The following is a 23063-nucleotide window of genomic DNA, read 5'->3' as shown; positions in this document are numbered from 1 at the left end:
CCGGATGCCGCGGGGGGAGCGGGCGGCGCGATGGGGCGAGGCTCGCGCTTGGCGTCGAAGGCGTTGCGGTAGCGCCGCACCACCAGGTGCACCAGCGTCATCATGTGTGACCGCTATTCCGGCGGGAGGACACCCTGCGCGCGTAGGTTCGCGACCTGTGCCTCGGCTTCCTCCAAGCGCTGCGCACGGTCGCGTGGGGGTGCGCCCTCGGCCACGGCGCGCCGCTCGTCCGGGGCCGGCTCGCCCCGCGCCACGCGGGCCGCGGCGTCGCGGTCCCACGCTTCCCAGAAGGCGCGGTAGTCGTCCGGGTAGTAGCGCTGCGCGCGCCGATAGTGCTCGAGCGCCTCCAGGTAGTACTGGGGCTGCTCGGGGGACGCGAGGCGCAGCGCGTCGCCTCCGGCCTTCCGGTAGTAGTCGAAGCGTGCAGGGCTCGCGACCAACGCGCTCACCAGCGCCGCGCCTCCTACCAGCGACGCGAGCGCCACGGGTAGCGCGCGCGATGTGTCGACGCGAGACGTGTCGCCGCGAGACGTGCCCCGGAGCACGAGCACCCCGCCCAGCACGGCCACGATGAGCCCCGCGGCCTGGTCTCCAGGGAGATCCACGAGGCGGAACAGGCCGAGCGAGGCGACGCCTGCGAGCAGCAGCGCGCCGATGGCCGTCGCGTCGGCGGGCTCCTCGGCGTTCAGGAAGCGGCCGACCGCGCGCTGGGGTGTGCCCAGCACGAAGGCGACACCCGCCAAGATCTCGCGCGGCAAGAACACCACCACCGCGACCAGGAGCATGTACTCGCTGAACCACCCGATCTTCAGGTCCATGTGCGCGGCGCCTGCGTGGAACGACAGCGGCGCCAGGACCCAGAACGCCAGCAGCCGCCGGGTGCGCAGACGCGGCAGGCGGTCGATCACGGGGGCCAGCAAGAAGCCGGCGGCGATGACCAGCTGGATCAGGATGGCGCTCTTGGCGAACGCGCTCCAGAACGCTTCGGCGCCGACCCCGTGCGCGTCTGCGAACGCGACCATGGTCCGGGCGCCCGCGCTGCGCCCTGCGAGGCGCTCGAGGGCGTGCCCGTCACGCCAGTCCGCGTTCATCTTCGTGATGGCCGTGTAGAAGTAGACGATGCTGCAGCTGACGCAGAACAGCACGTAGCCCCACGCGCGCGGCGCGTCGGTGTCGGTGTTGGCGTCGCGGTCCTCTGGCTGAGCATGCAGGTCGGCGGCGAGCGCGTCCTCCCAGCGTGTCTCGGGGAAGCATGTCATCGCGAGCAGCAGGAGCGACAACAGGTAGTGGTGCTGGTAGGCGTCCAGCAGGCTCCACGACCAGCCGAGGGTGTAGCCCAGCGTGAGCAGCGCGAGGCCCACGCGCGTCGGGCCCGTGAGCGCCATTGCGAGGGCGAGCCAGCCGCAACCCAGCATCAGCGCGACGTAGGCTTCGGGGCTGGGCATGGGCAGCAGCGCGTCCAGCAGCGCGAAGTGGGCCACGTTGAACTCCCCGAGCCCGTAGCGGTAGCCGTAGGGCGCGAGCTCCAGCCAGCAGTCGAACGCGAGCAGGGCCAGCAGCACACGCGCCAGCAAGTACGGCCGCAGGAGGTCGACCGGCCCGAAGAAGTAGCGGTCGAAGAGGGACTCGGAAGGGGCGCGCGTCATGGCGTGCCCCCGGTCGCGCAGTCGCGCGCGTACTCTCGCGGCGGCACCGCCTCCCCGTCGACCCCTTGGCACACGTTCAACACGCGCACGGCGCGTAGCTCGCCCACGTCGCAGCGGTGCTCCAGGTAGCTCTCGATGACCGGCCGGCGGTTGCGTGAGAGGTTCGCGACCCAGCCCGGCGTGACCAAGCGGAACGGGTCCACTTGCTGCTCGACCCCGTTCGCGCCCGTCTCGAACGCGCTCGTCCGGCACTGCTGGAGGCGCACCCCGGAGAACATGCGCCAGGCGAAGCGCTCGTCGTAGGGGTCGTCGCGCAGGTAGTAGGTGAGGGGCACGAGCAGCTGCAGCGCCACCAGCGCGACGATGAAGGCGCGCACCCGCCCACGTCCGGCATCGGAGCCTTCGGCCGGGCTCGCGGGGTGTCCGTCGTCGTGCGGATCCGCCGCATCGGGAGACTCGGGCTCGCCGCGCTCGAAGGGCTCTCGGGTCGGGTCCGCGTCGGTGGGTTCGCTCACGGCGCGGATGGTCGTCTCCCACCGGCCTCTCGTCAAACGCTAGAGCGCATGCGCTCTAGCGCCCGCCTCCGCGCGGCGCGCCCCACCGAAGGGTGGGTCACCCCCAGCTCGTGTCCACGGGGTGCAGGGGTGCGCGACCCGTCGTGCGGACTCCGGGCGCGCCGCCATGTGTGGCCAGACGTGTCCAGATGTGGTCCCGTGCGCGCGCCTCGTGGTACTGATCGCGCGATGCGACGGCTCACCCCCTCCTCGACCGTGTCCGCTCCCGCGCGGCTCACCTCACTCCGCGCGTACACCGTGCTGCTCGGGGGGCTGCTGGCCATCTCGGCCCTCCCCGCGACGGCGCGCGCCGATCACGGCCGCTTCAACCTCCATCTGGACCTGGGCGCGGGTATCCCGTACGCGGGTCAGACCCGTCCGGGCGCTGGGTCGGGGCGCTCGGGCGGCGCGATCGGCTATTTCGGGGCGGACCTGGTGCTGGCCCAGCCCGTGGCCATCGAGGTGATCATGGGGCTCGGGGGGTTCGCGAAGCCGTTCCCGCGGACGTTCGATGGGTCCACCCGGCTACGCACCGTGGCCGCCGGCGTCCGCCTCCGGCTGTTCGAAGACGAGACAGGCTACCTGACGGAGGGCGGCAGCATCGCCGGCGGCATGTGGGTCTCGGGTCACGCCGGCTGGTACCACTACGATGGCCCGCAGTTCGGCTTCGACCTCGGCGTGGGCTACGACTTCTCCATCGGGCGCCCCGTCTCGCTCGGGGTCTTCGCGCGCTTCACGACGCTGTTCGCGGGCGACACCTCGGGCGCGGACGCGCTCTTCGTGGTGGGCATCAGCGCCTCGCTGGCCATCAAGGTCTATGGGGGCCCCACCGACTCGGACGATGACGGCCTGAGCGACGCGGAGGAGGCGCGCCGTGGCACGGATCCGCACCGCGCAGACTCCGACGGCGACGGCATCCTCGACGGCACGGAGATCGCAGCGGGCTACGACCCGCTCCAGGCCGACACGGACCACGACGGACTGAACGATGGTGTGGAAGACGCCAATCACAACGGCGTGCTCGACCCGGGCGAGAGCGACCCGCTGCTCGTCGACACCGACGGCGGCGGCGTGAACGACCTGGACGAGGCCATGACCGCGGGCATGAACTCGCAGGATCCGCGCGACGACGACAACGATCAGGACGGCGTGGCCAACCCCTACGACCGCTGCCCCGACACCCCGACGGGGCGCGAGGTGGACACGGCTGGCTGTCCCACCGGGCGCGCGCGCACCACGCCGGTGCCCACGCCCGTGACGCCTGCCCCCGAGGGACCGGGTGAGATCGCCCGCGTGATGGAGTTCGAAGGCATCCGCTTCGCGAGCGGCAGCGCCCGCATCCTGGCCGACTCCGAGCCCACGCTGCAGCAGGCGCTCGCGGTGCTGCAGGCCAACCCCACTGTGCGCGTCGAGGTCAGCGGCCACACCGACGACCGCGGCCGCGAGTCCACCAACACACGCCTCTCGCAGCAGCGCGCCGAGGCTGTGCGCGACTGGCTGGTGGAGCACGGCGTCGACGCGGCGCGCCTGACCGTGCGTGGCTACGGCCCGCGTGAGCCGATCGCTCCGAACGACACGCCCGAGGGGCGTGCCCGCAACCGGCGCATCGAGTTCCGCCGGCTGGACTGACGCGGACCCACGGATGGACGCCAACACGGAGTCGCCGACCCGTCCGCCCAGCGGCGTGCGGGTGCACGAGGGGGCCGACGGGCTCGCGATCGAGGTCTCGTGGCGTAGCGGGGAGCGGCGCTCGCGCGGCCACCCGAGACGCACCACCAGTCGCGCACACGAAGACGGGCACGGCCGTGGCGCTCGCGCGTGCTGGCTGGCGGTGGGCGCGCGTCAGGGGCGCGCGCAGGCGGCTGTGAGGCGGGGGAGATCCACCGACTCGGCCAGGGCCCACGCGGCCTCGGGCGTTCCGTCGCCGGCCACACGCAGCGCGCAGCGGTCGCCCACCCAGGCCAGCACCTCGGTCGGCTCCGCACGCACCAGGGCCGGAGCGCCGCCCAGCGTCCGCGCCTCACCCGCGCGCTGGTCTTGCGCGCGCTGCCGCAGCTGCTCGCCCATGCCCTCGCGGCAGGTGCACACATGGACCAGGTCGTCCACCGTGATCAGCCACTCCCCCCCGTCGTTCGCGTAGGTCGCGATCGCCACGGGTGACCAGTGCCCCGCCTGACCGCGCCGCATGGCGCTGGGCGGCTGCGCGCTCCCGGCGGGCATGCTCGCCACCATCCCGTCCAGGTCGGAGCTCACGTCCTCGCCCGCGAGGCTCGGCGCGACCCCCCCGCCACGACTCGAGCCAGCAGCCGCGGTGAGCACGGGACACGGGTCCTCACTCGAGGCGGTCGCGCCGTTGGCTGGGCGCTCGCTCGTAGTGTCGGTGGTCCTGCCGCATCCGCCGAGCGTCGTGAGCAACGTGAGCAGAAGCGCCGAGCACGAGAGTGAGCGTGTGGTCATCGGGGGAGGGTACATCGCGTGTACGCGCGTGGGGGCCGCGCGTCGATGACGAGCTGAGCGCGGCTTGCACGGGCACTGCTCGTATGGCTAGCGTTCGGGATGTTCTCACGAGGTCGAGGAGGAAGCGCGCGGCGTCTGGCCGTGAAGGTGCCTGGAGCCGTGGTGTTCGCCATCGCGGTCGTGGCCGCGCTCGGAGGGTGCGCGCCAAGACAGCAGCGCCGCACGGTCGCGGCCCGCTTTCGGGGGCTGCACGCCTGCGAGGCGGAGTCCGTGCGTTCGGGCGGCTCGGGCTACGTCGTCACGGGGTGTGGGCTCGTCGTCGAGTACGCGTGCACCGAGTACGACCCCTTTCCGTTGTTTCCCGGTCGCGGGCTGAGCTGCGTGGAGACGAGCGTCCGCGCGCAGGGCAACCAGCCACCACCGCCCGCCACGGTGGTCTCCGAGCGCGACGAGGATGGGTCGCTGCGGTTGAGCGCTACCACGGCGCTGCGGGGAGGACAGGTCACCTTCGTCACGCTGCCCCAGCGCTTCCCGGAGCGCGCGGTGGTGCGCGTGTTCGCGCTCGGGGCAGGTGGGGAAGCGAACGAGGCGTGCACCGGCGACCTGCTGATCGACGGCGTCCCGGTGCCGGAAAACGAGGCGCTCGTCGAGTCCGTCACGGGCGGTGCGCTGTATTCTGCGCTGACCGAGCTCGACGTGCTGACGCGCATGGGGCCCGCGCGGCGCGTGCTCGCCCGCGTGTGTGGGCGTGACCTCGCGCTGACCTCGCAGGCGCAGCGTCTGGCGGAGGACCTGGCCATCCGCACGCGCGAGCAGACGAGCCGCCCCGCGCCGTAGCTCCGCAGTGCATCAAACGATGTTTCGCGCTCGTCCGGCGGCGTCGTGCGCGTGTCCGAGACCCTCCGTGGGTACTACGGACAAGCTGTCAGCGTAACATCTGTGTCCTGGATATTTGTCCTCATAACGGACGGCGTGCACGCCGTTTCGGCGTTTGATAGCCTCGGTCTCTTCATGAGAGCGGGCGCTGGTGGTCGCCCGCCGTCGGAGGACAACGCATGTGGGAGCGATGGGCCGTGGGGCCCCCTGACATCGGAACGCGCTCGGTACGTTGCACCCTCGGGGCGGCGTGCTTGTCCGTCGTCGCACTCGGGGCGTGCACGGGCAGCGTGGACTCGCCGAACGCCACGCCGTCGGTGTCCAACGCCGTCACCGACTTCCGCTGCTCCGGTCGACCGCCCGCCGACGCGCGCCCGCTGCGCCGGCTCTCCCACCGCCAGTACCGCAACGTGGTGGCGGACGTCGTCCGGCGCACGCTGCCCAGCGACCAGGCGGCCACGCTGCTCGGCAGCCTCGAGACGCTCTTTCAGGAGCGTCCCAACGATGTGCTGTTCGGGCACTCGGAGTCGGGCCAGCGCCTCTTCGCGCGCTCGGACCAAGCGCTGTCCGAGGCGCTCGTGCGGAGCGACATGCTGATCGCCACGGCCATCGCGGAAGCCGTCACGACGCCCGCGTGGCTCGGCCCGTTCGCTGGGGCCTGCGCGACCGACGCCGACACGGGCAACGACCCCGCCTGCCTGGACGCGCTGGTGGAGCGCCTGGGGCAGCTCACGCACCGACGGCCGCTGGACGAAGCCGAGCGCGCCTTCTACCGCGACGAGGTCTACCTGGATGGCGACGTCGTGGTGCCCGAGGGCGTGGCCGACCTGGTGCAGGTGATGCTGCGCCAGCCCAGCTTCGTGTTCCACGTGGAGGGCGGCGACGGCGAGCTCACGCCCCACGAGGCCGCCTCGCGGCTGGCCTTCCACTTCTGGAACACCATGCCGGACGACGCCCTGCTCGCGGCCGCGGAGGACGGCTCGCTGATGACCAGCGAGGGCTGGGACGCGCAGGTGCAGCGCGTGCTGGACGACCCGCGCGCCGCGGACTGGGTGACCGAGTTCTTGAGCGAGTGGTTGCGCGTGGACCGCACCGTGCCCGTCAGCTTCGGCACGGGGAACGCGCTCGACGCGCTGCGCGGTGACCTCGCGCTGAACGCCGCGCTCGACCGCGCCTCGCAAGCCGAGATCCGAGAGCTCTTCCAGTACGTGCTGGCCAGCGGGGGCAGCTTCGAGGACTTCTTCTTGTCGGACGTGACGCTGACGGACAGCGACGAGCTCGCCGCGCTCTACGGACTCGACGCCCCGAGCGATGGGGTCACCCCCGTGGCCGTCCCGCCGGAGCGCGTCGGGATCCTCTCGCGCGCAGCGATGCTGCTACCGCGCTCGGACATCACGCCGCCCGGGGCCGGGCCGCGCACGCACCCCATCCTGCGCGGCGTGTTCATCCAGCGGCAGATCATGTGCTCGCGCATCGACCCACCGCCCGCGAACGCCATGAACAACCTCCCCGACGTCGACAGCGCCACCACGTCGAGCCGGCAAGAGGCCGAGATCCTCACGTCGGGCGGGACCTGCCGCGGCTGCCACCAGGTGCTCAACCCGCCCGGCTTCGTGTTCGAGGTGTTCGACGCCATCGGCCAGCACCGCAGCGCCGAGCGCCTCTTCGATCGCGACGGCAACGACACCACGCAGGTGCCCGTGGACAGCGCCGTAATGATCTCGCAGCTGGGCGAGTTCGTGACGGGGCCCCAAGAGCTCACGCAGGTCATCTTCGAGAGCGAGACGGCGGGCGCGTGCTTCGCGCGGCACTACGCGCGCTACACGCTCGGTCGCGAGGAGGACGTGCGCGAAGACGGCTGCTTCCTGCGCGCCGTGGACGAGCTCATCGACGCTGGCGCCCCCCTGCGCGACGTCATCTCCATGCCCCTCTTGGATCCCACCTACCGCGTCCGGGACGTGGACTGAGGAGACGCCATGACCGTGCGACGAATGGGTCGAAGGATGTTCTTGCTGGGCGCAGGTGGCGCGGCCCTCGCCATGCCGTTCCTGCCCTCGCTGCTCGAGCCACGGGCCGCGCGCGCCGCGCCCTCGGAGCGCCCCAAGCGCTTCGTGGCGATGACCACTGGGCACGGCGGCGTGTGGGGCGAGTTCATGTGGCCCGCCGACAGCATGGCCGACCAGGGCATGAGCGTGCTGGGGGCCAACGCACACAACTTCCGCCACGGCACGCTCACGCCGCGCGTCGAGGGGAGCGAGCACGTGCTCTCCGACGTCATCCGCGGGCCCGCCAGCCGGCTCAGCGCGGGGCTCATCGCCAAGATGAACTTGCTGCGTGGCCTCGACATCCCTTGGTACTGCGCGCACGGCGCCCACTCGCTCGGCAACTACGGCCCGATGATGTTGGCCGAGTCCGCGCCCAGCGTCCCCGACCAGGCCACGCTCGACCAAGTGCTCGCGTGGTCACCCTGCACCTATCCCACCACGCCGCGGCGCCGCTCGATGCACATCGGCTACAACGTCAGCACGGTGTGGGTGAACCCGTCGACCCGCAGCGGTGGGTTCCAGCCCGTCGCGTCCTCGCAGAGCAGCCTCGGCCTGTTCAACGAGGTGTACGTGGCGCCGCCCGACCCCATGGGCCCCCCGCCGCGGCCGCGCGTCACCAACCGCGTGATGGAGAGCTACCGCCGCCTGACGTCCGGCGCGCACGGGCCCGGCAGCCGGCTGGGGCGCGCCGACCGCGAGCGTCTCGAGGCGTACATGGACCACATCACGTCCCTCGAGGCCTCGCTGGGCGCGGGGGTCGCCGCCAGCTGCGCCGACGTCACCGTGCCTTTGGCCGACGCGCGCGACCCGTGGCCTGTGTGGACCGACCGCCGCAACGAGCCCGCTTGGTACGGACCGAACTACTATCAGCTCTACAACGACGTGCTGATCGCGGCGTTCATGTGCGACGGCTCGCGCGTGGCCACCATCGGCAGCCCGGACGACTGGGATGGCAGCTACGACTCGTGGGTCGGCGGCTACCACAACGGCGTCGCGCACGAGGCCGGCAACGGCAACACCGAGGCGGCGGGCCTGCTCGTGGGGACCAACCGCACCTTCTTCCAGATGGTCTACCTGGACCTCATCGCCAAGATGGACGCGGCGCCCGACGAGGAGGGCACCACGCTGCTCGACAACGCGCTCGTGTGGTGGACGCACGAGTCGGGACCGCAGACGCACCTCAACGACTCCCAGCCGGTCATCATGGCGGGCAGCGCGGGCGGCGCGTTCAACACCGGCATGTACGTCGACTACCGCACGGACCGCGCGTTCCCTCGTACGGTGCGCGAGGGTGGCGGCACCGGGCGGCGACCGGGCTTGCACTACTACCAGTGGTTCACCACGGTGCTCGACGCGTTCGGCATCCCCCGCGCGGAGTGGCAGGAGGGAACTCAGCCCTTCTCGCCCTCGGGTCCCGTGGCGACCTGGCTCGAGGTCGCACACCCGTACCAGGACGCCATCTTGAACTACTGCGACGTCCCCCTGCCGTTGCTGCTGAACGCGTGAGTCCGAGGTCGTCACGAACGGTGTTGGTGTGGCTCCTGGGGCTCGCGCTACCGGGTTGCGCGCCCGAGCTCTCGCACCCCGAGCGCTTCGAGCAGGACCAAGGGCCGAGCTGCCCCGACATCCAGCGCGACGTGCTTTGGCAGCGCTGCGCCCTCGACGGCTGTCACGGCACGGACGAATCCACGGGGGGTCTCGAGTTCCTGACGGCGGACGTGCACCTCCGGCTGGTGGGCGTGCCCGCCACCACCTGCCTCGGGCGCCTCCTGATCGACCCCGACGCCCCCGAAGAGAGCTTCCTCTTGGAGCGCCTTTCCCCGGATCCACAGTGCGATGGCGAGCCGATCGACCGCATGCCCCTCACGGGCCCCGTGCTCGAAGCGGACGAGCTGGCGTGCGTGACGGCCTGGGTGGAGCGCCTCGCCGCCGAGCATCGCGCCGCGGCCTCGCCAGCGCGAGACACCCAACGCCTGCGTGGGGAGGCCCCATGATGCGGCGGCGACCCCCTTGGGCCCCGCCCCGCATGCTCGCGGTCGCGTGGGTGTTGGGCGCGCTGGGGCCGTCGGCGTCCGTCCCCGCGAGGGCCTCGGCGCAGCGGGTGGTCGTGTTCGACATGGACGGGCCAGGCGCCGTGCGCGCCCGCGCCGCGCTCTTGCGTGTGTTGGGTGACCATGACGTGGACGTCGTGCCGCAGGCTGACGCGCACGCCTCGTGCTCGGGGGCGGGGACGACAGCGGGGGCGCGCACGCTGGCGTGCGTGGCCGCTGCGCTGCAGCTCGACGGATTCATCACGGGCGCTGCGCGCCTGGAGGGTGGTCAAGCCACGCTGGAAGTGCAGCTGCTCGGGGCAGCTGGTGCGCGCGTGGCGAGCGCCGCGTTCGCTGCGCGTCGTCCGTCCGACCTGCGACGCGTCGTGCGCAACAGCGCGTGGGCTCAGCTGGGCGCGGCCATCGCGCAGCTGCACGGCGCCGCAGGGCGACCCACGGGAGACGAGCGCCAGGCCGACGGGTCGGTGTCGCACGCACCCAGCGCCGCGCATCCGCACTCGGACGACCCCGCCAGTCACATCACCCTGCGTCCGTCGTCGCGACGCACGCGGCACGGCGACCCACGTGTGGACGCGGCCGACTACTACGTGAGCGTGGGTCTCGCGATGCGGCGCTTGCGCTTCACGGACGACCTCTTCGACGCGCTCGGCGCCTACGATCTCGGCGTCGCTGCGGCGGTTGGCGCAGGAGGCACGTACTACCCGTTGCGTGGCCTCGTGGCTTCGCGCCTCGCACACCTCGGCGTCGAGTGGACGCTCTCGCGCGCGTTGGTCGACGACACGCGCAACCAAGCCGACACCCACTTCGCCACCAGCGCGTGGTCCTGGCACGCCGGGCTGCGCTACGAGGCTCCGGTCGGCGCACGCGTCCTCGCGTTTGGGGGCGTTGGCGTCGGGCGCGAGCGCTTCCGGATCGAGCCTGCCGGGCCCACCCGCCCGAACGGCCCGGTCGAGTCGGGCGTTCCCTCCGTCCGCTACACCTTCCTACGTCTGTCCGCAGGGCTGCGCGTGCGCGTCGTCGGCGGGCTGTCGGTGGGGGCCCACGCGGCGTGGCGACCGGCCATCGACCTCGGTGCGCTCGGCGACGACGACTGGTTCCCTCGGGCGCGCGGCAACGGGCTCGAGGTTGGGGGCCTCGTCGGATACCGCGTGCATCCCATCGTCGAGCTGCGCGTCCTCGTGGAGCATCGCCGCTACGTGGCGGACCTGCGTCCGCAGCCCGGCGATCCGCGCGTGGCCGGGGGCAGCGTCGACACCTTCCTGAACGTCTCCCTCGCCACCGTGGTGGCGCTCCCGAGTGCGCTATGACGTCTCCCTCACGGCACCAGCGACCCGGACGAGGGCTCCCTCCGCTTCGCTCGCGTTCCTCCCGCGTGCTCGGCCGCGCGCGACCCCGTTCCGTTGGTCCGATGCGTCTGACGCCCGGGGCGGCGAGCGCGGCGTGGGCGCTGCTCTGTCTGGGCGCCTGCACCGAGCCGCTGGGTCCGTGCGACGAGCTCGCGGCGCTGCGGGTGGTCTACGATGAAGAGGGGACGCCAGCCTTCGAGGGGCAGGCGCTGATGGTCCAGTCGTGCGGGTTCGGCGCGTTCTGCCACGCGGGCGAGGTCGAACCCGCGCGCCGCCTCGGAGCGCCCCATGGACTCGACTACGATCTGCGCATCGTGAACGTCGATGACGACGATGCGCACGTGGCTGCCGGCTTCGCGCGCCTGGTGACCATGTGGAACCGCGCCTTTCGACACCGTCACGCCATCTGGACCGCGGTCGACCGGGGGCGCATGCCCGTGGGCGGAGGTGCTGGAGCCGACGTGCAGAGCGCGGCCCCCGTGTACTCTGGGCGGGTGAGCGCCACCCGCCTCGAGCCCATTGCGGGTCTCGACACGTCCTCGGGCCGCTCGGCGCTGCGCAACTGGCTCGCATGTGGGCTGCCGGTGGTCCAGAGCACCGACGCGCACGCGGCGCACCCCGAGGCCTTCGGGCACATCGTCGACCCGATCGAGATCGCCCCCGTGGAGCCACGCTGGTCGAGCATCTACGACGGCCTGCTGCGTCGCAGGTGTGCCTCCGCGCCTTGTCACGGTGTCGCGGTCGCTGGCGACCTCGACCTGCGCGGGCCGCGCGACGCGTACGACGCGCTCGTCGGGGTGGCCTCGGTCGACGAAGCCTGTGCGTCCGAGGGCCTCATGCTGGTCGCGCCCGGCGCCGCGGACGACTCGCTGCTCGTGTGGAAGCTGCTGGGCCGCGATGCAGACGGCGCCGCGGTGTGCGGCGACCCGATGCCGGAGGGAGGCTCGCGTGTGTCCGAGGCCAGCGTCGACGCCATCCGCGCCTGGATCGACGCGGGGGCGGTGTTCGACGCGCCACCGACGGGGCCCTGAGCGGCACCCGTGGTCGCCCGCGAGCGCCTGCGTCGTCGCGCTCGTGTGGCGGCCGTGACGGCCCCACGCTGCGGTCTCACGCCGCGAGCCTGTCGAGCACCTCTCGGATGGCGTCCCTCATCTCCGCCGCAGACTGGAAGCGCTCGTCGGGGGACTTCTCGAGCGCGCGCATCACAAGCGCCTCGACCTCCGCGGGCACCTCCGGCACGTGCTCGCGGATGGGCTTGGGTTGGCCGTGCACCACCGCGTCGAACACCTGGCCCACCTCGGTGCTGTCCTTGGGGATGTGCCTGTGCCCCGTGAGGACCCGGTATGCGACCGTGCCTGCGCCATACACGTCGGTCCGGGCATCGACCGTCTTCCCGAGCACCTGCTCCGGGGCCATGTAAGCGGGCGTACCCACCAGCACGCCGTGGTCGGTGATGCGCGTGCGGCGCGATGCCTCGAGGCTGAGCCCGAAGTCGAAGAGCACGACGCGCTCCCGAGGCGGTGCGGTCAGGAACACGTTGGCAGGCTTCACGTCGCGGTGCAGGACGTCGCGGGCGTGGGCCGCCTCGAGCGCCGCGCACACCCCCAGCGTGACCTGCAGCGCGGGGCGCAGGGCGAGCGCGCCATGGCCCTTCACCCAGCGCCCGAGGGTCGTTCCCTCCAGCCGCTCCATGACGAAGTAGGGGGCGAGCCCGCTGTCGAACCCTGCGTCGTAGATGCGGATCACGTTGGGGTGGTCGATGCTGGCCGTCAGCTGACACTCGCGCAGGAAGCGCTGCCGAGCGTTGTCGGCGCGCACGAAGGGGGGCAGCACCTTGATGGCCACGGGGCGGCCCAGCTCCAGGTCGCGACCGTCGTACACCACGCCCATGCCGCCGCGCGCCATCGCGCTGTCGATGCGGTAGCGGCCCGCGAGCACCTCGCCGGGCCGAGGCAGCCGGCGGCTACCGGAGGTCATGGCGCCGCAGCAAGTGGAACAGGTGCGAGCGGTCCATCTTGGCCTCGCGGGCAGCCTTCGCGACGTTCCCCTCGGACTTCTCGAGCCAGTGCGCGAGGTAGTGCTTCTCGAACTGGTCGAGGACCATCGCGCGCGCGTCCTTGTAGGCGAGGTCCAACGACGGCCGCAGGTCGAGGTGCAGCCCGTCCCCCATGAACGTCGGGCGCGTTGCGCTGACCTCCTCGTCACTCCCCAGCGGCTCCAGGCTCTCGGGCAGGTAGGCTTCGCCCATGGCCAGCGTGGCCTCCACGAGGTTGCGGAGCTCGCGCACGTTACCGGGCCAACGGTAGGCGCCGAGCGTCGCCATCAGCGCCTCGTCGAACACCTCCTCCACCGCTCCCTCGTGGCCGCACTCCCGCAGGAAGTGCTCGACCAGCAGCGGGAGGTCGTCGTAGCGCTCCCGCAGCGGCGCCACGCGCAACGTGACGATGGCCAGGCGGTAGTAGAGGTCGAGCCGGAAGCGCCCGGCGTTGACCTCGGCCCGTAGGTCGCGGTTGGTGGCTGCGACGATCCGCACGTCCACGTCGATGTCGGTGCGCCCGCCGACGCGGCGGAAGCGCTTGCGCTCCAGCGCGCCCAGCAGGTTGGGCTGGAGCTCGGCTGGGAGCTCCCCGATCTCGTCCAGGAAGATGGTGCCGCCGTGGGCTCGCTCGAACGCGCCGATGTGCTGCCGGTCAGCCCCCGTGAAGGCCCCGCGCTCGTGCCCGAACAGCTCGCTCGCCACGAGGTTGGGCGACATGGCGCCACAGTCCACGGTCACGAACGGCCCCTTCGTGCGCGGCCCCAGATCGTGGATGGCGCTGGCGATGAGCTCCTTGCCCGTCCCGCTCTCGCCGACGATCAGCGTGGGGGCCTCGGTGCGGGCCACCTTGCGCACCTGCATCATCAGCCGGCGCATGCTCTCGCTCCGACCCAGCAGGTGACCCAGGCGCTCTTCGGGGAGCAGCTCGATGTCCACGCTCTTGCCGGCGCCGACCCGCAGGGTGGTGCGGCCGATGCGCAGCGCCGTGCCTGGCGGGAACACCGCGTCATGCACTCGCAGCGCCCCGATGAACGTGCCGTTGGTCGACGAGTTGTCCCGTACCACGATGCCGTCGTCGCTGAGCTGGAGCTCGACGTGGTAGCGCGAGACGGTCGGATCACTGAGCACCAGGTCGTTGCCCTTGGCCGAACCGACCGTAAGCACCTCGGTGTCGGTCACCAGGGAGACGCCCTCGTCCGGACCGTCGGTGACGCTGACCTCGATGGTCTGGACGGTCACCTTCGACCGGGCGTCGTCGTCGAACTTGACTGTTCTCTTTTCTGTCACGGTTCGGCACGCTATCACGAACGGGTGCGATCCAGTCGGCGGGGATACGGCCCGATTTCCAACACTTGCAGGTGGCACCCCGCGCGCGGGGGAGGGTGGTTCGCCTCGCACATGTCCCCAAATGAGGTATCCTCGTGCGTCGCATGCGCCTGATCCCACAACCTCGCGTCCCAACCCGTCGTGCCACGGCACGGGTGTTCAGTGTCTGCGCGGTGCTCCTCGTCGGGGGTGTCGGCTCGCTCGCTCGCGCCCAGGATGCGCAGCCCTTTCAGCTCGACGCGGGGACGGTCCCCGTAGGCCCGGACGATGGCGTCCAGCTCCAGCGGCCGCGTGTCATCGCCGCTCGTTCGGTCCAGGTGCAGCTGCGCAGCGACTACAGCTACCGGCCCCTGGTGGTCCGGCTGCGAGGGGCCACGCGCGAGGACGTGGCGGTGGTCGACCATCGGCTGACGGGTGCTCTCTCCCTCTCGTACGGCGTGGCGGAGCGGCTGTCCGTGTTCGTCACCCTGCCCTTCGTCGTCCACCAAGTTGGCGAGGGAGTCCTGGGGCTCCCGCCCCCCGCGCAACGCGGCCTGTCCGACTTGGTGGTCGGCGTCAACGCGCATGTCTTCGGAGGCACGGACGGCGCCCAGCTCGGGGTTGGGCTCGCGCTGATCGAGCCAACCGGCAAGGTCGCCGCGTTCGCGAGCGACGACCGCATCGGGGCGGTGGCCCAGCTGCGCTTCGCGTATGGCGCGAACCGTTGGTCGGTCGGAGCCACGGCGGGGGTCACGCTGCGGCCGGATCGTGAGTGGCTCACCCACCAGACGGGCGCGGACCTCACGCTCGTGTTGGGCGCCTTCGTCCACCCGCTGGAGGGCTTGCGCTTGGGGCTCGAGCTCGGCGCTGCCACCGGCCTCACCGACCACCACTTCTTCGACGCCACGCGCACTCCCCTCGAAGCCAGCCTCAGCGGGCGGGTCACGCTGGACTACGGGCTCTACGTGTTGGCGGCCGCGGGGGTGGGCCTGGCCGACGGCGTGGGCGCGCCCCGGGTGCGGGCTTCATTGGCGCTCGGATGGGCGAGCTCGCAGCTGCCATGAAGGCCGCGCTCGACAGCGACGTGCCCAGCGGGGCGCTCTCCTCCCAGCCTGGACAAGACCCTTTTGCGTCCTCGCCACGCGGGCCGCGCCAGGTGGAGCGCGCGAAGGTCCCGTTCCGCACCAAGCTCACCTTCTTTGCGGCCCTGCTCACCATCGTCCCGCTGTCCGTGGTGGGCCTGCTGGTGATCCGCGACGCGACGCGCACGGTCGAGCGGCTCAACCGTGAGTATCGCGCGCAAGTGGTGGGCAACATCGAAGCCATGCTCGAGGCCGAGCTCCAGGGAGCGCAGGACGGGCTCGACCTGGTGGGGCGCACCATCACGGACCCCGCCATCGACGAGGCGTTGGTCGAGCCGCTCGCGGCCGACATGGTGGCGGCCTGGGAGTCGCTCGACCACGTGGGCGTGTACGACGTGCGTGGCGGTCGCGTGGCGCTCATCCAGGAACCCGGGACGGCGCTCGAGCCCCCGGCGGATCTGCCCGCGGAGGTGATGGCCGAGGCGGAGGGCCAGGGCGTGGGCACGGGTCACACCGTGGACGATCCGGGGCACGCGCCCCGCGTTCTGTTGGCGGTGCCGCTGCGTGCGCTGCGGCCGGGCACGAGCGCCCCACAGCTGTCGGGCTATGCTGCCAGCTACGTCTCCCTCGAGCCGGTCCAGCGGCGTGTCGAGGAGCTGGCCAGCTCCGACTTCGAGGGCGACGACGTGTTCGTGGCGGATGGCGAGGGGCGGTTGGTGGTGCACCTCGAGCGCGCGCGCGCCAGCGTCCGTGACGCAGCGCCAGAGCTCGACCAGCTGGTGGGCCCCGACGCGCGCAGCGAGATGCGCGACTACGTGGGCGTTGGGCCGAACGTGAACGCCGCGGGGGAGCCCACTATCAGCACGGCCTTCTGGTCGCACCGGCGACGCTTCACCATCGTCGTGCAGGTGCCCGAGGAGAAGGCCTATCGCGCGCCGCGCGAGATGCGCGCCGTGATCCTCGTCGTGGTCGGCGCGGCCATCGCCCTGGCGCTCATCGCGGCGTTCGTGGTGGCGCGGCAGGTGACGCAGCCCATCCGGCAGCTCTCGCGCTTCGCCAAAGACCTGGCCGCCCGCCGCTGGGACAAACGCGTGACCCTCCGCACGCTGGACGAGTTCGGCGTGCTGGGCGACGTCATGAGCAACGCGGCCGCCGATCTGCAGGCCAGCGAGCGGCGCATCCGGCGTGAGGAGGCCATCCGCGGCGACCTCGGGCGCTACCTGCCCGCCGAGATCGTCGACAAGGTGGTCAAGCGCGAGCAAGACATGCAGCTCGGCGGTTCGAGGCGCGAGGTCTCCGTCTTGTTCGCCGACGTGGTGGCCTTCACCCCGCTGACGGATCAGCTGGGCGCGGAGCAGATCGTCGGCTTGCTCAACGAGCTGTTCACCGTGCTCACGGAGGTGGTCTTCCGGCACGGTGGCACCATCGACAAGTTCATCGGAGACTGTGTGATGGCGGTGTGGGGGGCCGCGACGCCTGCGGACGACCACGCCGACCGCGCCCTCGCTGCGGCCGAGGACATGTTGCGCTTCGTCGAGGTCGGCAATGAGGGCTGGTTCGCGAAGTACGGCGTGCGCATCGAGCTCGCCATCGGCGTCAACTCCGGACCCGCCATCGTGGGCAACATCGGGTCCGAGAGCCGCATGGAGTACACGGCCATCGGCGACACCGTGAACGTCGCGGCGCGGCTCGAGGCCATCGCCCGGCCCTCACAGATCCTCGCCACCTTGGCCACCAAGAACCTGTCTGACGGGGGCTACGACTTCGTCGACCTGGGCGAGCGCGAGATGACGGGGCGCGCCGAGCCCGTCCACGTGTTCGAGGTGCGCCTGTGACCGACCCGTCCGATCTGCCAGCGGGCTACGTGGTCGCGGGGCGCTTCGAGGTGAAGCGCAAGCTCGGCGAGGGAGGCATGGGCACCGTGTACCTCGCCACGCAGACCCAGCTGCGGCGGGATGTGGCGCTCAAGGTCATCTTGCCGCAGCACGCCGCGCGGCACGGGGCGCGCACCCGGTTCGAGCGCGAGGCGCGCGTGGCGTCCGCGCTGCGCCACCCCAACGCGGTCGAGGTCTACGACTTCGGTGAGCACGAGGGCTCGCTCTACATGGCCATGGAGCTGCTCGAGGGTGAGACGCTGAGACGCTCGGTGGACCTCGACCTGCCGCCGCTGCCGCTGCCGCGTGCGCTGCGCTACGCGCGACAGGTGGCCGACGTGCTCGCTGCGGCCGCGCGCATCAACTTGGTACACCGTGACCTGAAGCCGGAGAACATCATGATCGAGCAGGCCGCCGACGGCGGCGAGCGCGTCGTGGTCGTGGACTTCGGCCTCGCCTTCATGGCCGATCAGGGCGACATGGGGCGCCTGACCCGCGAGGGGGTCGTCACGGGCACGCCCGACTACATGTCCCCCGAGCAGGCGCGCGGCATCGAGGTCACACCCGCCACCGACGTGTACTCGCTCGGCTGCGTGCTCTACGAGATGCTCACCGCCAACCCGCCGTTCTCGGGGGACACCGCCATCCTCATCTCGCGGCACCTGTTCGTGGCGCCCACGCCCATCCGCGAGGCCTTCCCGGAGGTGACCATCCCCGGCGCGCTCGACGACCTGATCCAGCAGATGCTCGAGAAGGCGCCCGAGGCTCGCCCGACCGCGCTGTCGGTGCGGGATGCGTTGCTCGCCGTGGACCCAGGCGCCCCCGAGCGTCACGGCTCGTCACAGGGTGGTCGGCTCCTCGGGCGGGCGGCGCGGATGGTGTCCAAGGCCCCCGTCTCGTCGCACGGCCCGACGGTGACGGACCACGTCGTGGTCCCCGGTCCGGGCGCCACGGGCCTCTTGGATGTGGCCTACCTCGGCCCCCCCGCGGACGAGGCGCTGACCCTCGGCCTCGCCGCGAATGGGCTCGCGCTGCGCCCCTTCGATCAGACCCCCGCCCGCGCCGTGTTCGCGCCCGGGCTCTCCCCCGACGAGCTGGCCGTGCTGTGCCGCGCCGGCGTGCCCATCATCACCGACGCCCCGAAGGGCGACCTCGCTCGGCTCTCGGCGCTGCTCCGCTCGGGCGCGGCGGACGTGGTCGTCACGCCGTCCGACCCGGAAGAGGTCGCGCGCAAGCTGGCACGGGCGATCCGCAAGAGTGAGCGAAAGAAATGACCCGACGTACCTCCTCGATCACAGTCGCGCGCGCGCTGGTCCTCGCCGTCACCACCCTGGCGTTGCGACCCTCGTCCGTCGTGGCCCAGGGCGACGGCGAGACCGAAGAGACCATCCGCTACACCATCCAGCCGGGTGACACCTGCTACGGCATCGCGCAGCGCTTCTTCGGCAACCCGCGTCAGTGTCACGAGGTCATCTACCGCTACAACCCCCAGATGGGCTCGGACGCCAGCAACATCCGCCCAGGCGTCGTCATCACCATCCCGGTGCGGACGCAGAACTCCCCGGACGCCCGCGTCACGCGGACGTCGCGTGAGGTGCAGGCGCGCTCGTCGAGCGGCGCGGACTGGCGCGCCGCGCGGCGTGGGCTGGGCCTCTATCGAGGCTGGCACGTGAACACGCAGGAAGCAGCGAGCGCCGAGGTGACCTTCCGCGACGAGTCTCAGATCCAGATGCGCGAGAACACCCTCGTCATCATCTACGGCGGAAGCTCCCAGGACGCCGCGCGCCGTCGCACCAGCCAGGCCACGCTGGAGCAGGGTACGCTGCGCAGCCGCTTGGGCTCCCTGCGCCTGCAGGTGGACACGCCCAACGGACAGACCGAGCTGAACGGCGGCTCGTCGGTCGTGAGCGTCGACGGCGAAGGCAGCGTCGTGTCGAACCACAGCGGTGGCTCGGCGCGCGTGCGAGGCACCACGGGCGCGCCCGTGTCCGTGCGCCCGGGCTATGGCTCCACGGTGGTGCGTGGGGAGCGGCCGGCGCGGCCTCGGCCCCTGCCCGCGGCGCCGGCCCTGACGGGCGACACGCGTCGCCATGTCGTGGGAGTCGTCGGCGCGGGGGGCACCCTCGTGGGCGAGTGGGGGGCCGTCGACGGTGCGGCCTACTATCGCGTGGAGCTGTCCAGCGAGCCCGATGGAAGCGGGCTCATTGCGGCGGTCCAAGCGCCCTCGACGGTGACGCGCTTCGAGGTGCACCGGCTGCCCGCAGGGACGTACTACCTCGCACTCGCGACGATCGACGGGAGTCGCCTCGAGAGTCGGCCCAGCGAGCGCGTTCCGCTCGCGGTGTCGCTGGTGGGGTTGCAGGCTCCGGGCGCCGCCGAACCAGACCTCACCACCGTCAGCGCGGGGGACTGGGGCCGCGCCGCGCCGGCCCCGGCGGTGCTGCGCGGTACGCGCTTCATCAGCCCGGCTGGGTTCCGCTGCAGCGTGGCGGACGACGCGCCTGCGGCGGAGGGCGTCTTCCTTCGCGCAGGGCGAGCGGAGCTCACGTGTACCGACGAGCAGGGCGCGACCCAGCCAGCGCTGGGAGTCGCAGTCGAACAGCTCGCCGTGTCGGTGGAGGGTGTCCCAGAGGGCGCGGCTCCGACGCTCGTGCGTGGCACCGAGCGCGAGTTGGTGTTCACGCTCGCGGCGGACCAGCCCGTGCCGGAGACCATCCAGGTGCGCGTGCCCGACGGCGTGAGCGTGCGTGAGACGCGCCGCGAGGAGGGTCGCCTCGTCGTGACGGTGCTGGCCGAGGAGAGCGCCCCATCGTCGTTCGAGCTCGAGCTGGTGAGCCCCTCCTCCGACGATGCGGGTGAGGCCAGCCCGCAGCCGCTCGCCGAGCTCAGCGTCCAGGTGGAGGACCCGCCGCCCCCGGTCGCGCCGCGCCCGCCGCCACCCGTCGTCCCCGTGGAGCACGTGGCCGCGGCCCGTCCCCAGGAGGCCTTCGGGCTGTCCGCGCACCCGAGCGTGATGGGGCTGACGAACGACCGACGCGTGGGGAGCGGCGGCTTCCTCATGGTCAGTCACCAGGGTCGCCTCGCGGAGGACCAGGGCTACTGGCGCGCGAGCATGGGCGTCGAGGCGTCGCCGACGGCGAACCTCCGCGTCGGCCTCGCCCACGCCATCGACGTCGCGGAGCGAGGCCCAGCGCCTGCCGAGCGGGGGGATCGCGACCTGCTCGCGTGGACGGGCTATCGGCTGCTCGCTCGGCAGGAGCTGTCGCTCTACGCAGAGCTGGCCGCGTGGTTCCCGACCGGCGGGGCGCGCGAAGGCATCGCCGTGGTTCGCTTGGCACCGTCGCTGTCGATCAGCGCGCGCATCGGTGACCGGTGGCTGCTGCGTTCGCGTCAGGGTGCCCTGTTGGCGGCTTCGGGCGACGGCCCGTATCTGTGGGCTTCCGCCTACGGCGCGGACGTCCAGCTGATCGACGAGCTCTACCTCGGGCTCGAGCTCGACAGCAGCATTGGGCGCGCCAATGACACCCTCTTCACCGGGCTCGGACTCGGGCTCGGGCTGAGCGCGCTGCTCGGCCCCGCCACGCTCACCTTCGGCGTGCGCTACGGCCTCACCGACGACTTCCAGGACGCGGTGGGGCGCTTCACCGTCACCGGGGGCCTCCGCATCGCGCTCGAGTGAGCGTGAAGTTGGCCGAACCTCGAAAACCCTTCATCCTCTCACCGACGTGTCCAAAGCAGCCCTCAAGTTCCTGGTGTCGGTCGCGGTGGTGGTTGGCATCATCGCTGGCGTCCTGCGCGCGTTCTTCGTGTTGCCCGTCACCATCACCGACGACGGAATGGCGCCCACGCTGCTCGCGGGTGAGACGGTGCTCATGTGGCGCAGCACGGCCACGCCCGAGTTCGGCGACCTGCTCGTGTGCCGTCACCCGAGCGCCAACAACTACGTCGTGGGCCGCTTCATCGCCAGGCCCGGGATGACCATCGGCGCCGAGCGCGGCAACATGCAGATCGACGGACAGACGCCGGACCGCAACCAGGGTCGCACGCTCGCCTTCACACCCCATGGCGCGGAGCGGCCGGTGAACGTCATCCTCGGCGTGGAGTTCATCGGCGGCGACGACCACGCCTTCATGCAGGACGCGCGCTTTGGCTACCGCTCGCGGGACATCCGCGTTCGCGAGGGGATCTTCCTTCTGGGGGACAACCGCCTCCCACACGAGTTCGACAGCCGCACCTTCGGGCCCGTCGATCCCACCAGCTGCATCGGGCACATCTTCTTGCGCTGGAAGGCGGCGCCCAACCGGGTCGAGTTCGAAAACGCAGCGCTCGACATGATCGACTGAGGGACATGGCGCACCTCGTGGTCATCGGGGGCGGGGCGCGCTCGGGGAAGAGCGCCTTCGCGGAGCGACGTGCGGCCGCCCACACAGGCGAACGTCGCTTCCTCGCGACGTGCATCGCGTTCGACGACGAGATGCGGGCGCGGGTCGCGGCGCACCAGCGCGACAGGGGTGACGCCTTCGTCACCGTCGAGGTGCCCGACGCGCTCGAGGCGGCGCTCGACGCGTCGCACCATGCGTCCGTCGTGGTGATCGATTGCCTCACGCTGTGGCTCACCAACTTGCTCCTCGCCGATCTGTCCGACGAGGCGATCGCCGCACGGGTCGAGCTGCTGGTCGCGGCGCTGGCGCGCGTGCCCGGGGAGGTGCTGCTGGTCACGAACGAGGTGGGCATGGGCATCGTGCCGGAGCACGCGCTCGCGCGGCGCTTCCGAGACGTGGCGGGTCGCGCACACCAGCGCCTCGCGCGCGAAGCGGACGAGCTCTATTTCGCGGTGATGGGCACGCTGCTGCGGCTGAGGCCCGCGCCCGTGGCATTGGCCACGGATTGCGCCTAGACTGAAAGCCCCATGCGTAAGCTGACCACCCGCGACGATCACCGCGAAGCCCAGTACCTGAGGGACGCGCTCGTGGGGGGACAGGTCCCGGCCACGCTCAAGGTCGAGGGCGACGGCGCCTATGGCGTTTGGGTACACGACGACAGTCACCTGGAGCTGGCCGAGGAGCTGCTGGGCGCGTTCACGGCCGACCCGCGAGATCCACGCATCGCCGAGCTGGCTGCGCGGGCCAGCGTCACGCGCCGCGCGCGCACCGCCCAGGAGCGCGAAGCCCAGCGTCGCGTCGAGCGCGCCCAGCACGAGCAGCAGCGCCTACGCACGGCCCCGTTCATCGGCACCGTCTCGCTCGGGATGATCGTGCTGAGCGGCATCGTGGCGTACTTCACCGACCTCGGCGAGGTACACGGCGACCTGTTCAGTTTTCAGTGGGCGGCCGTGCTGCGCGGCGAGTGGTGGCGGTTGGTGCTGCCTGTGTTCTTCCACATGGGGGGAATGCATCTGGTGTTCAACGCCCTCTGGGTGCAGCAGCTGGGCACCGCCATCGAGTACCACTTCCGCTCGCGCTATCTGCTGGCGCAGGTCCTGGTCTTCGGCGTGGGAGGCGTGCTGGCGGAGGGCTTCATCGCGCGTGGCAGCGCCATGGGGCTGAGCGGTGTGGTCTACGGCCTGCTCGGCTTCTTGTGGGTGCGCAGCCGCCTCGACCCGCGCAGCCCCATCGGCCTCGCGCAGAGCACGGTCATCATCATGTTGGTGTGGATGCTGCTCGGCTTCATGGACGTGTTTCCCATGGCCAACTGGGCGCACGCCGGGGGCCTGGTGCTGGGCATGCTCTGGGGCGCGGTCAGCGCGGGCCTCGCGCGGCACCGCGCCGCCTAGCGCGCATCCTCGAGGC

19 protein-coding genes are annotated in these 23063 nt (G+C 71.7%); 14 read left to right on the top strand and 5 right to left on the bottom strand.

Annotated features, from left to right (window positions below):
* Nucleotides 1–113 precede the first annotated feature (113 nt).
* Complete coding sequence (locus H6726_17800; GenBank protein ID MCB9659504.1) at nucleotides 114–1646, bottom strand: HTTM domain-containing protein; 1533 nt, start codon at nucleotides 1644–1646, stop codon at nucleotides 114–116.
* Entirely contained in the window at nucleotides 1643–2161 is a 519-nt protein-coding gene (locus H6726_17795; protein ID MCB9659503.1) for a hypothetical protein, read from the bottom strand. Before H6726_17795 ends, H6726_17800 begins: the two co-directional genes overlap by 4 nt.
* A gap of 228 nt (nucleotides 2162–2389) precedes the next feature.
* Between H6726_17795 and H6726_17790 the strand changes: the two genes are divergently transcribed.
* Entirely contained in the window at nucleotides 2390–3829 is a 1440-nt protein-coding gene (locus tag H6726_17790; GenBank protein MCB9659502.1) for an OmpA family protein, read from the top strand.
* Nucleotides 3830–4042: 213 nt separating this feature from the next.
* Here H6726_17790 and H6726_17785 read toward each other — a convergent pair whose 3' ends face one another.
* Nucleotides 4043–4657, bottom strand: coding sequence for a hypothetical protein (locus tag H6726_17785; GenBank protein MCB9659501.1), 615 nt, complete (start codon nucleotides 4655–4657; stop codon nucleotides 4043–4045).
* Between the two features lie 141 nt (nucleotides 4658–4798).
* Here H6726_17785 and H6726_17780 point away from each other — a divergent pair, with 141 nt between their 5' ends.
* From H6726_17780 to H6726_17755, 6 genes are all read left to right on the top strand, one after another.
* A complete protein-coding gene (locus H6726_17780; GenBank protein ID MCB9659500.1) occupies nucleotides 4799–5494 on the top strand; it encodes a hypothetical protein in 696 nt (231 codons plus the stop codon).
* 293 nt (nucleotides 5495–5787) lie between these two features.
* The gene (locus H6726_17775) at nucleotides 5788–7500 is read left to right on the top strand and encodes a DUF1592 domain-containing protein (GenBank protein ID MCB9659499.1); all 1713 of its coding nucleotides are present in this window, start codon (nucleotides 5788–5790) and stop codon (nucleotides 7498–7500) included.
* A gap of 9 nt (nucleotides 7501–7509) precedes the next feature.
* Nucleotides 7510–9084: a DUF1552 domain-containing protein gene (locus tag H6726_17770; GenBank protein MCB9659498.1), complete on the top strand. Its 1575-nt coding sequence runs from the start codon at nucleotides 7510–7512 to the stop codon at nucleotides 9082–9084.
* Between the two features lie 20 nt (nucleotides 9085–9104).
* A complete protein-coding gene (locus tag H6726_17765; protein ID MCB9659497.1) occupies nucleotides 9105–9572 on the top strand; it encodes a hypothetical protein in 468 nt (155 codons plus the stop codon).
* Nucleotides 9569–10936: a hypothetical protein gene (locus tag H6726_17760; protein MCB9659496.1), complete on the top strand. Its 1368-nt coding sequence runs from the start codon at nucleotides 9569–9571 to the stop codon at nucleotides 10934–10936. Before H6726_17765 ends, H6726_17760 begins: the two co-directional genes overlap by 4 nt.
* A 101-nt stretch (nucleotides 10937–11037) precedes the next feature.
* Complete coding sequence (locus tag H6726_17755; protein MCB9659495.1) at nucleotides 11038–12006, top strand: hypothetical protein; 969 nt, start codon at nucleotides 11038–11040, stop codon at nucleotides 12004–12006.
* A 76-nt stretch (nucleotides 12007–12082) separates the two neighbouring features.
* Here the strand turns inward: H6726_17755 and H6726_17750 are convergent, their stop codons facing one another.
* Both H6726_17750 and H6726_17745 read right to left on the bottom strand, forming a co-directional pair.
* Entirely contained in the window at nucleotides 12083–12952 is an 870-nt protein-coding gene (locus H6726_17750) for a serine/threonine protein kinase (GenBank protein ID MCB9659494.1), read from the bottom strand.
* Nucleotides 12939–14300, bottom strand: a complete 1362-nt coding sequence (locus H6726_17745; GenBank protein MCB9659493.1) for a sigma 54-dependent Fis family transcriptional regulator — start codon at nucleotides 14298–14300, stop codon at nucleotides 12939–12941. Before H6726_17745 ends, H6726_17750 begins: the two co-directional genes overlap by 14 nt.
* Nucleotides 14301–14443: 143 nt before the next feature.
* On the opposite strand from H6726_17745, the gene H6726_17740 reads away from it, so the two are divergent.
* The 7 genes from H6726_17740 to H6726_17710 are packed head-to-tail and all read left to right on the top strand — an operon-like array spanning nucleotide 14444 to nucleotide 23047.
* Nucleotides 14444–15382 carry a hypothetical protein gene (locus tag H6726_17740; GenBank protein ID MCB9659492.1) on the top strand — a complete coding sequence of 313 codons (939 nt, stop codon included), beginning with the start codon at nucleotides 14444–14446 and terminating at the stop codon, nucleotides 15380–15382.
* The gene (locus H6726_17735; protein ID MCB9659491.1) at nucleotides 15358–17235 is read left to right on the top strand and encodes an adenylate/guanylate cyclase domain-containing protein; all 1878 of its coding nucleotides are present in this window, start codon (nucleotides 15358–15360) and stop codon (nucleotides 17233–17235) included. Before H6726_17740 ends, H6726_17735 begins: the two co-directional genes overlap by 25 nt.
* On the top strand, nucleotides 17232–18548 hold the full coding sequence (locus tag H6726_17730; protein ID MCB9659490.1) for a serine/threonine protein kinase: 1317 nt from the start codon (nucleotides 17232–17234) through the stop codon (nucleotides 18546–18548). The genes H6726_17735 and H6726_17730 overlap by 4 nt, the downstream gene beginning before the upstream one ends.
* Nucleotides 18545–20953 carry a LysM peptidoglycan-binding domain-containing protein gene (locus tag H6726_17725; GenBank protein ID MCB9659489.1) on the top strand — a complete coding sequence of 803 codons (2409 nt, stop codon included), beginning with the start codon at nucleotides 18545–18547 and terminating at the stop codon, nucleotides 20951–20953. Before H6726_17730 ends, H6726_17725 begins: the two co-directional genes overlap by 4 nt.
* 46 nt (nucleotides 20954–20999) lie before the next feature.
* Complete coding sequence (gene lepB / locus H6726_17720) at nucleotides 21000–21617, top strand: signal peptidase I (GenBank protein MCB9659488.1); 618 nt, start codon at nucleotides 21000–21002, stop codon at nucleotides 21615–21617.
* A gap of 5 nt (nucleotides 21618–21622) precedes the next feature.
* Nucleotides 21623–22171, top strand: coding sequence for a bifunctional adenosylcobinamide kinase/adenosylcobinamide-phosphate guanylyltransferase (gene cobU / locus H6726_17715; protein ID MCB9659487.1), 549 nt, complete (start codon nucleotides 21623–21625; stop codon nucleotides 22169–22171).
* A 12-nt stretch (nucleotides 22172–22183) separates the two neighbouring features.
* A complete protein-coding gene (locus H6726_17710; protein ID MCB9659486.1) occupies nucleotides 22184–23047 on the top strand; it encodes a rhomboid family intramembrane serine protease in 864 nt (287 codons plus the stop codon).
* Nucleotides 23048–23063 lie beyond the last annotated feature (16 nt).

This window comes from Sandaracinaceae bacterium (genome assembly GCA_020633055.1).
Taxonomy (GTDB): Bacteria; Myxococcota_A; Polyangia; order Polyangiales; family Houyiibacteriaceae; genus JADJJE01.
Note: the sequence above shows the minus strand (reverse complement) of the source record. Positions and strands in the feature narration are given on the sequence as shown.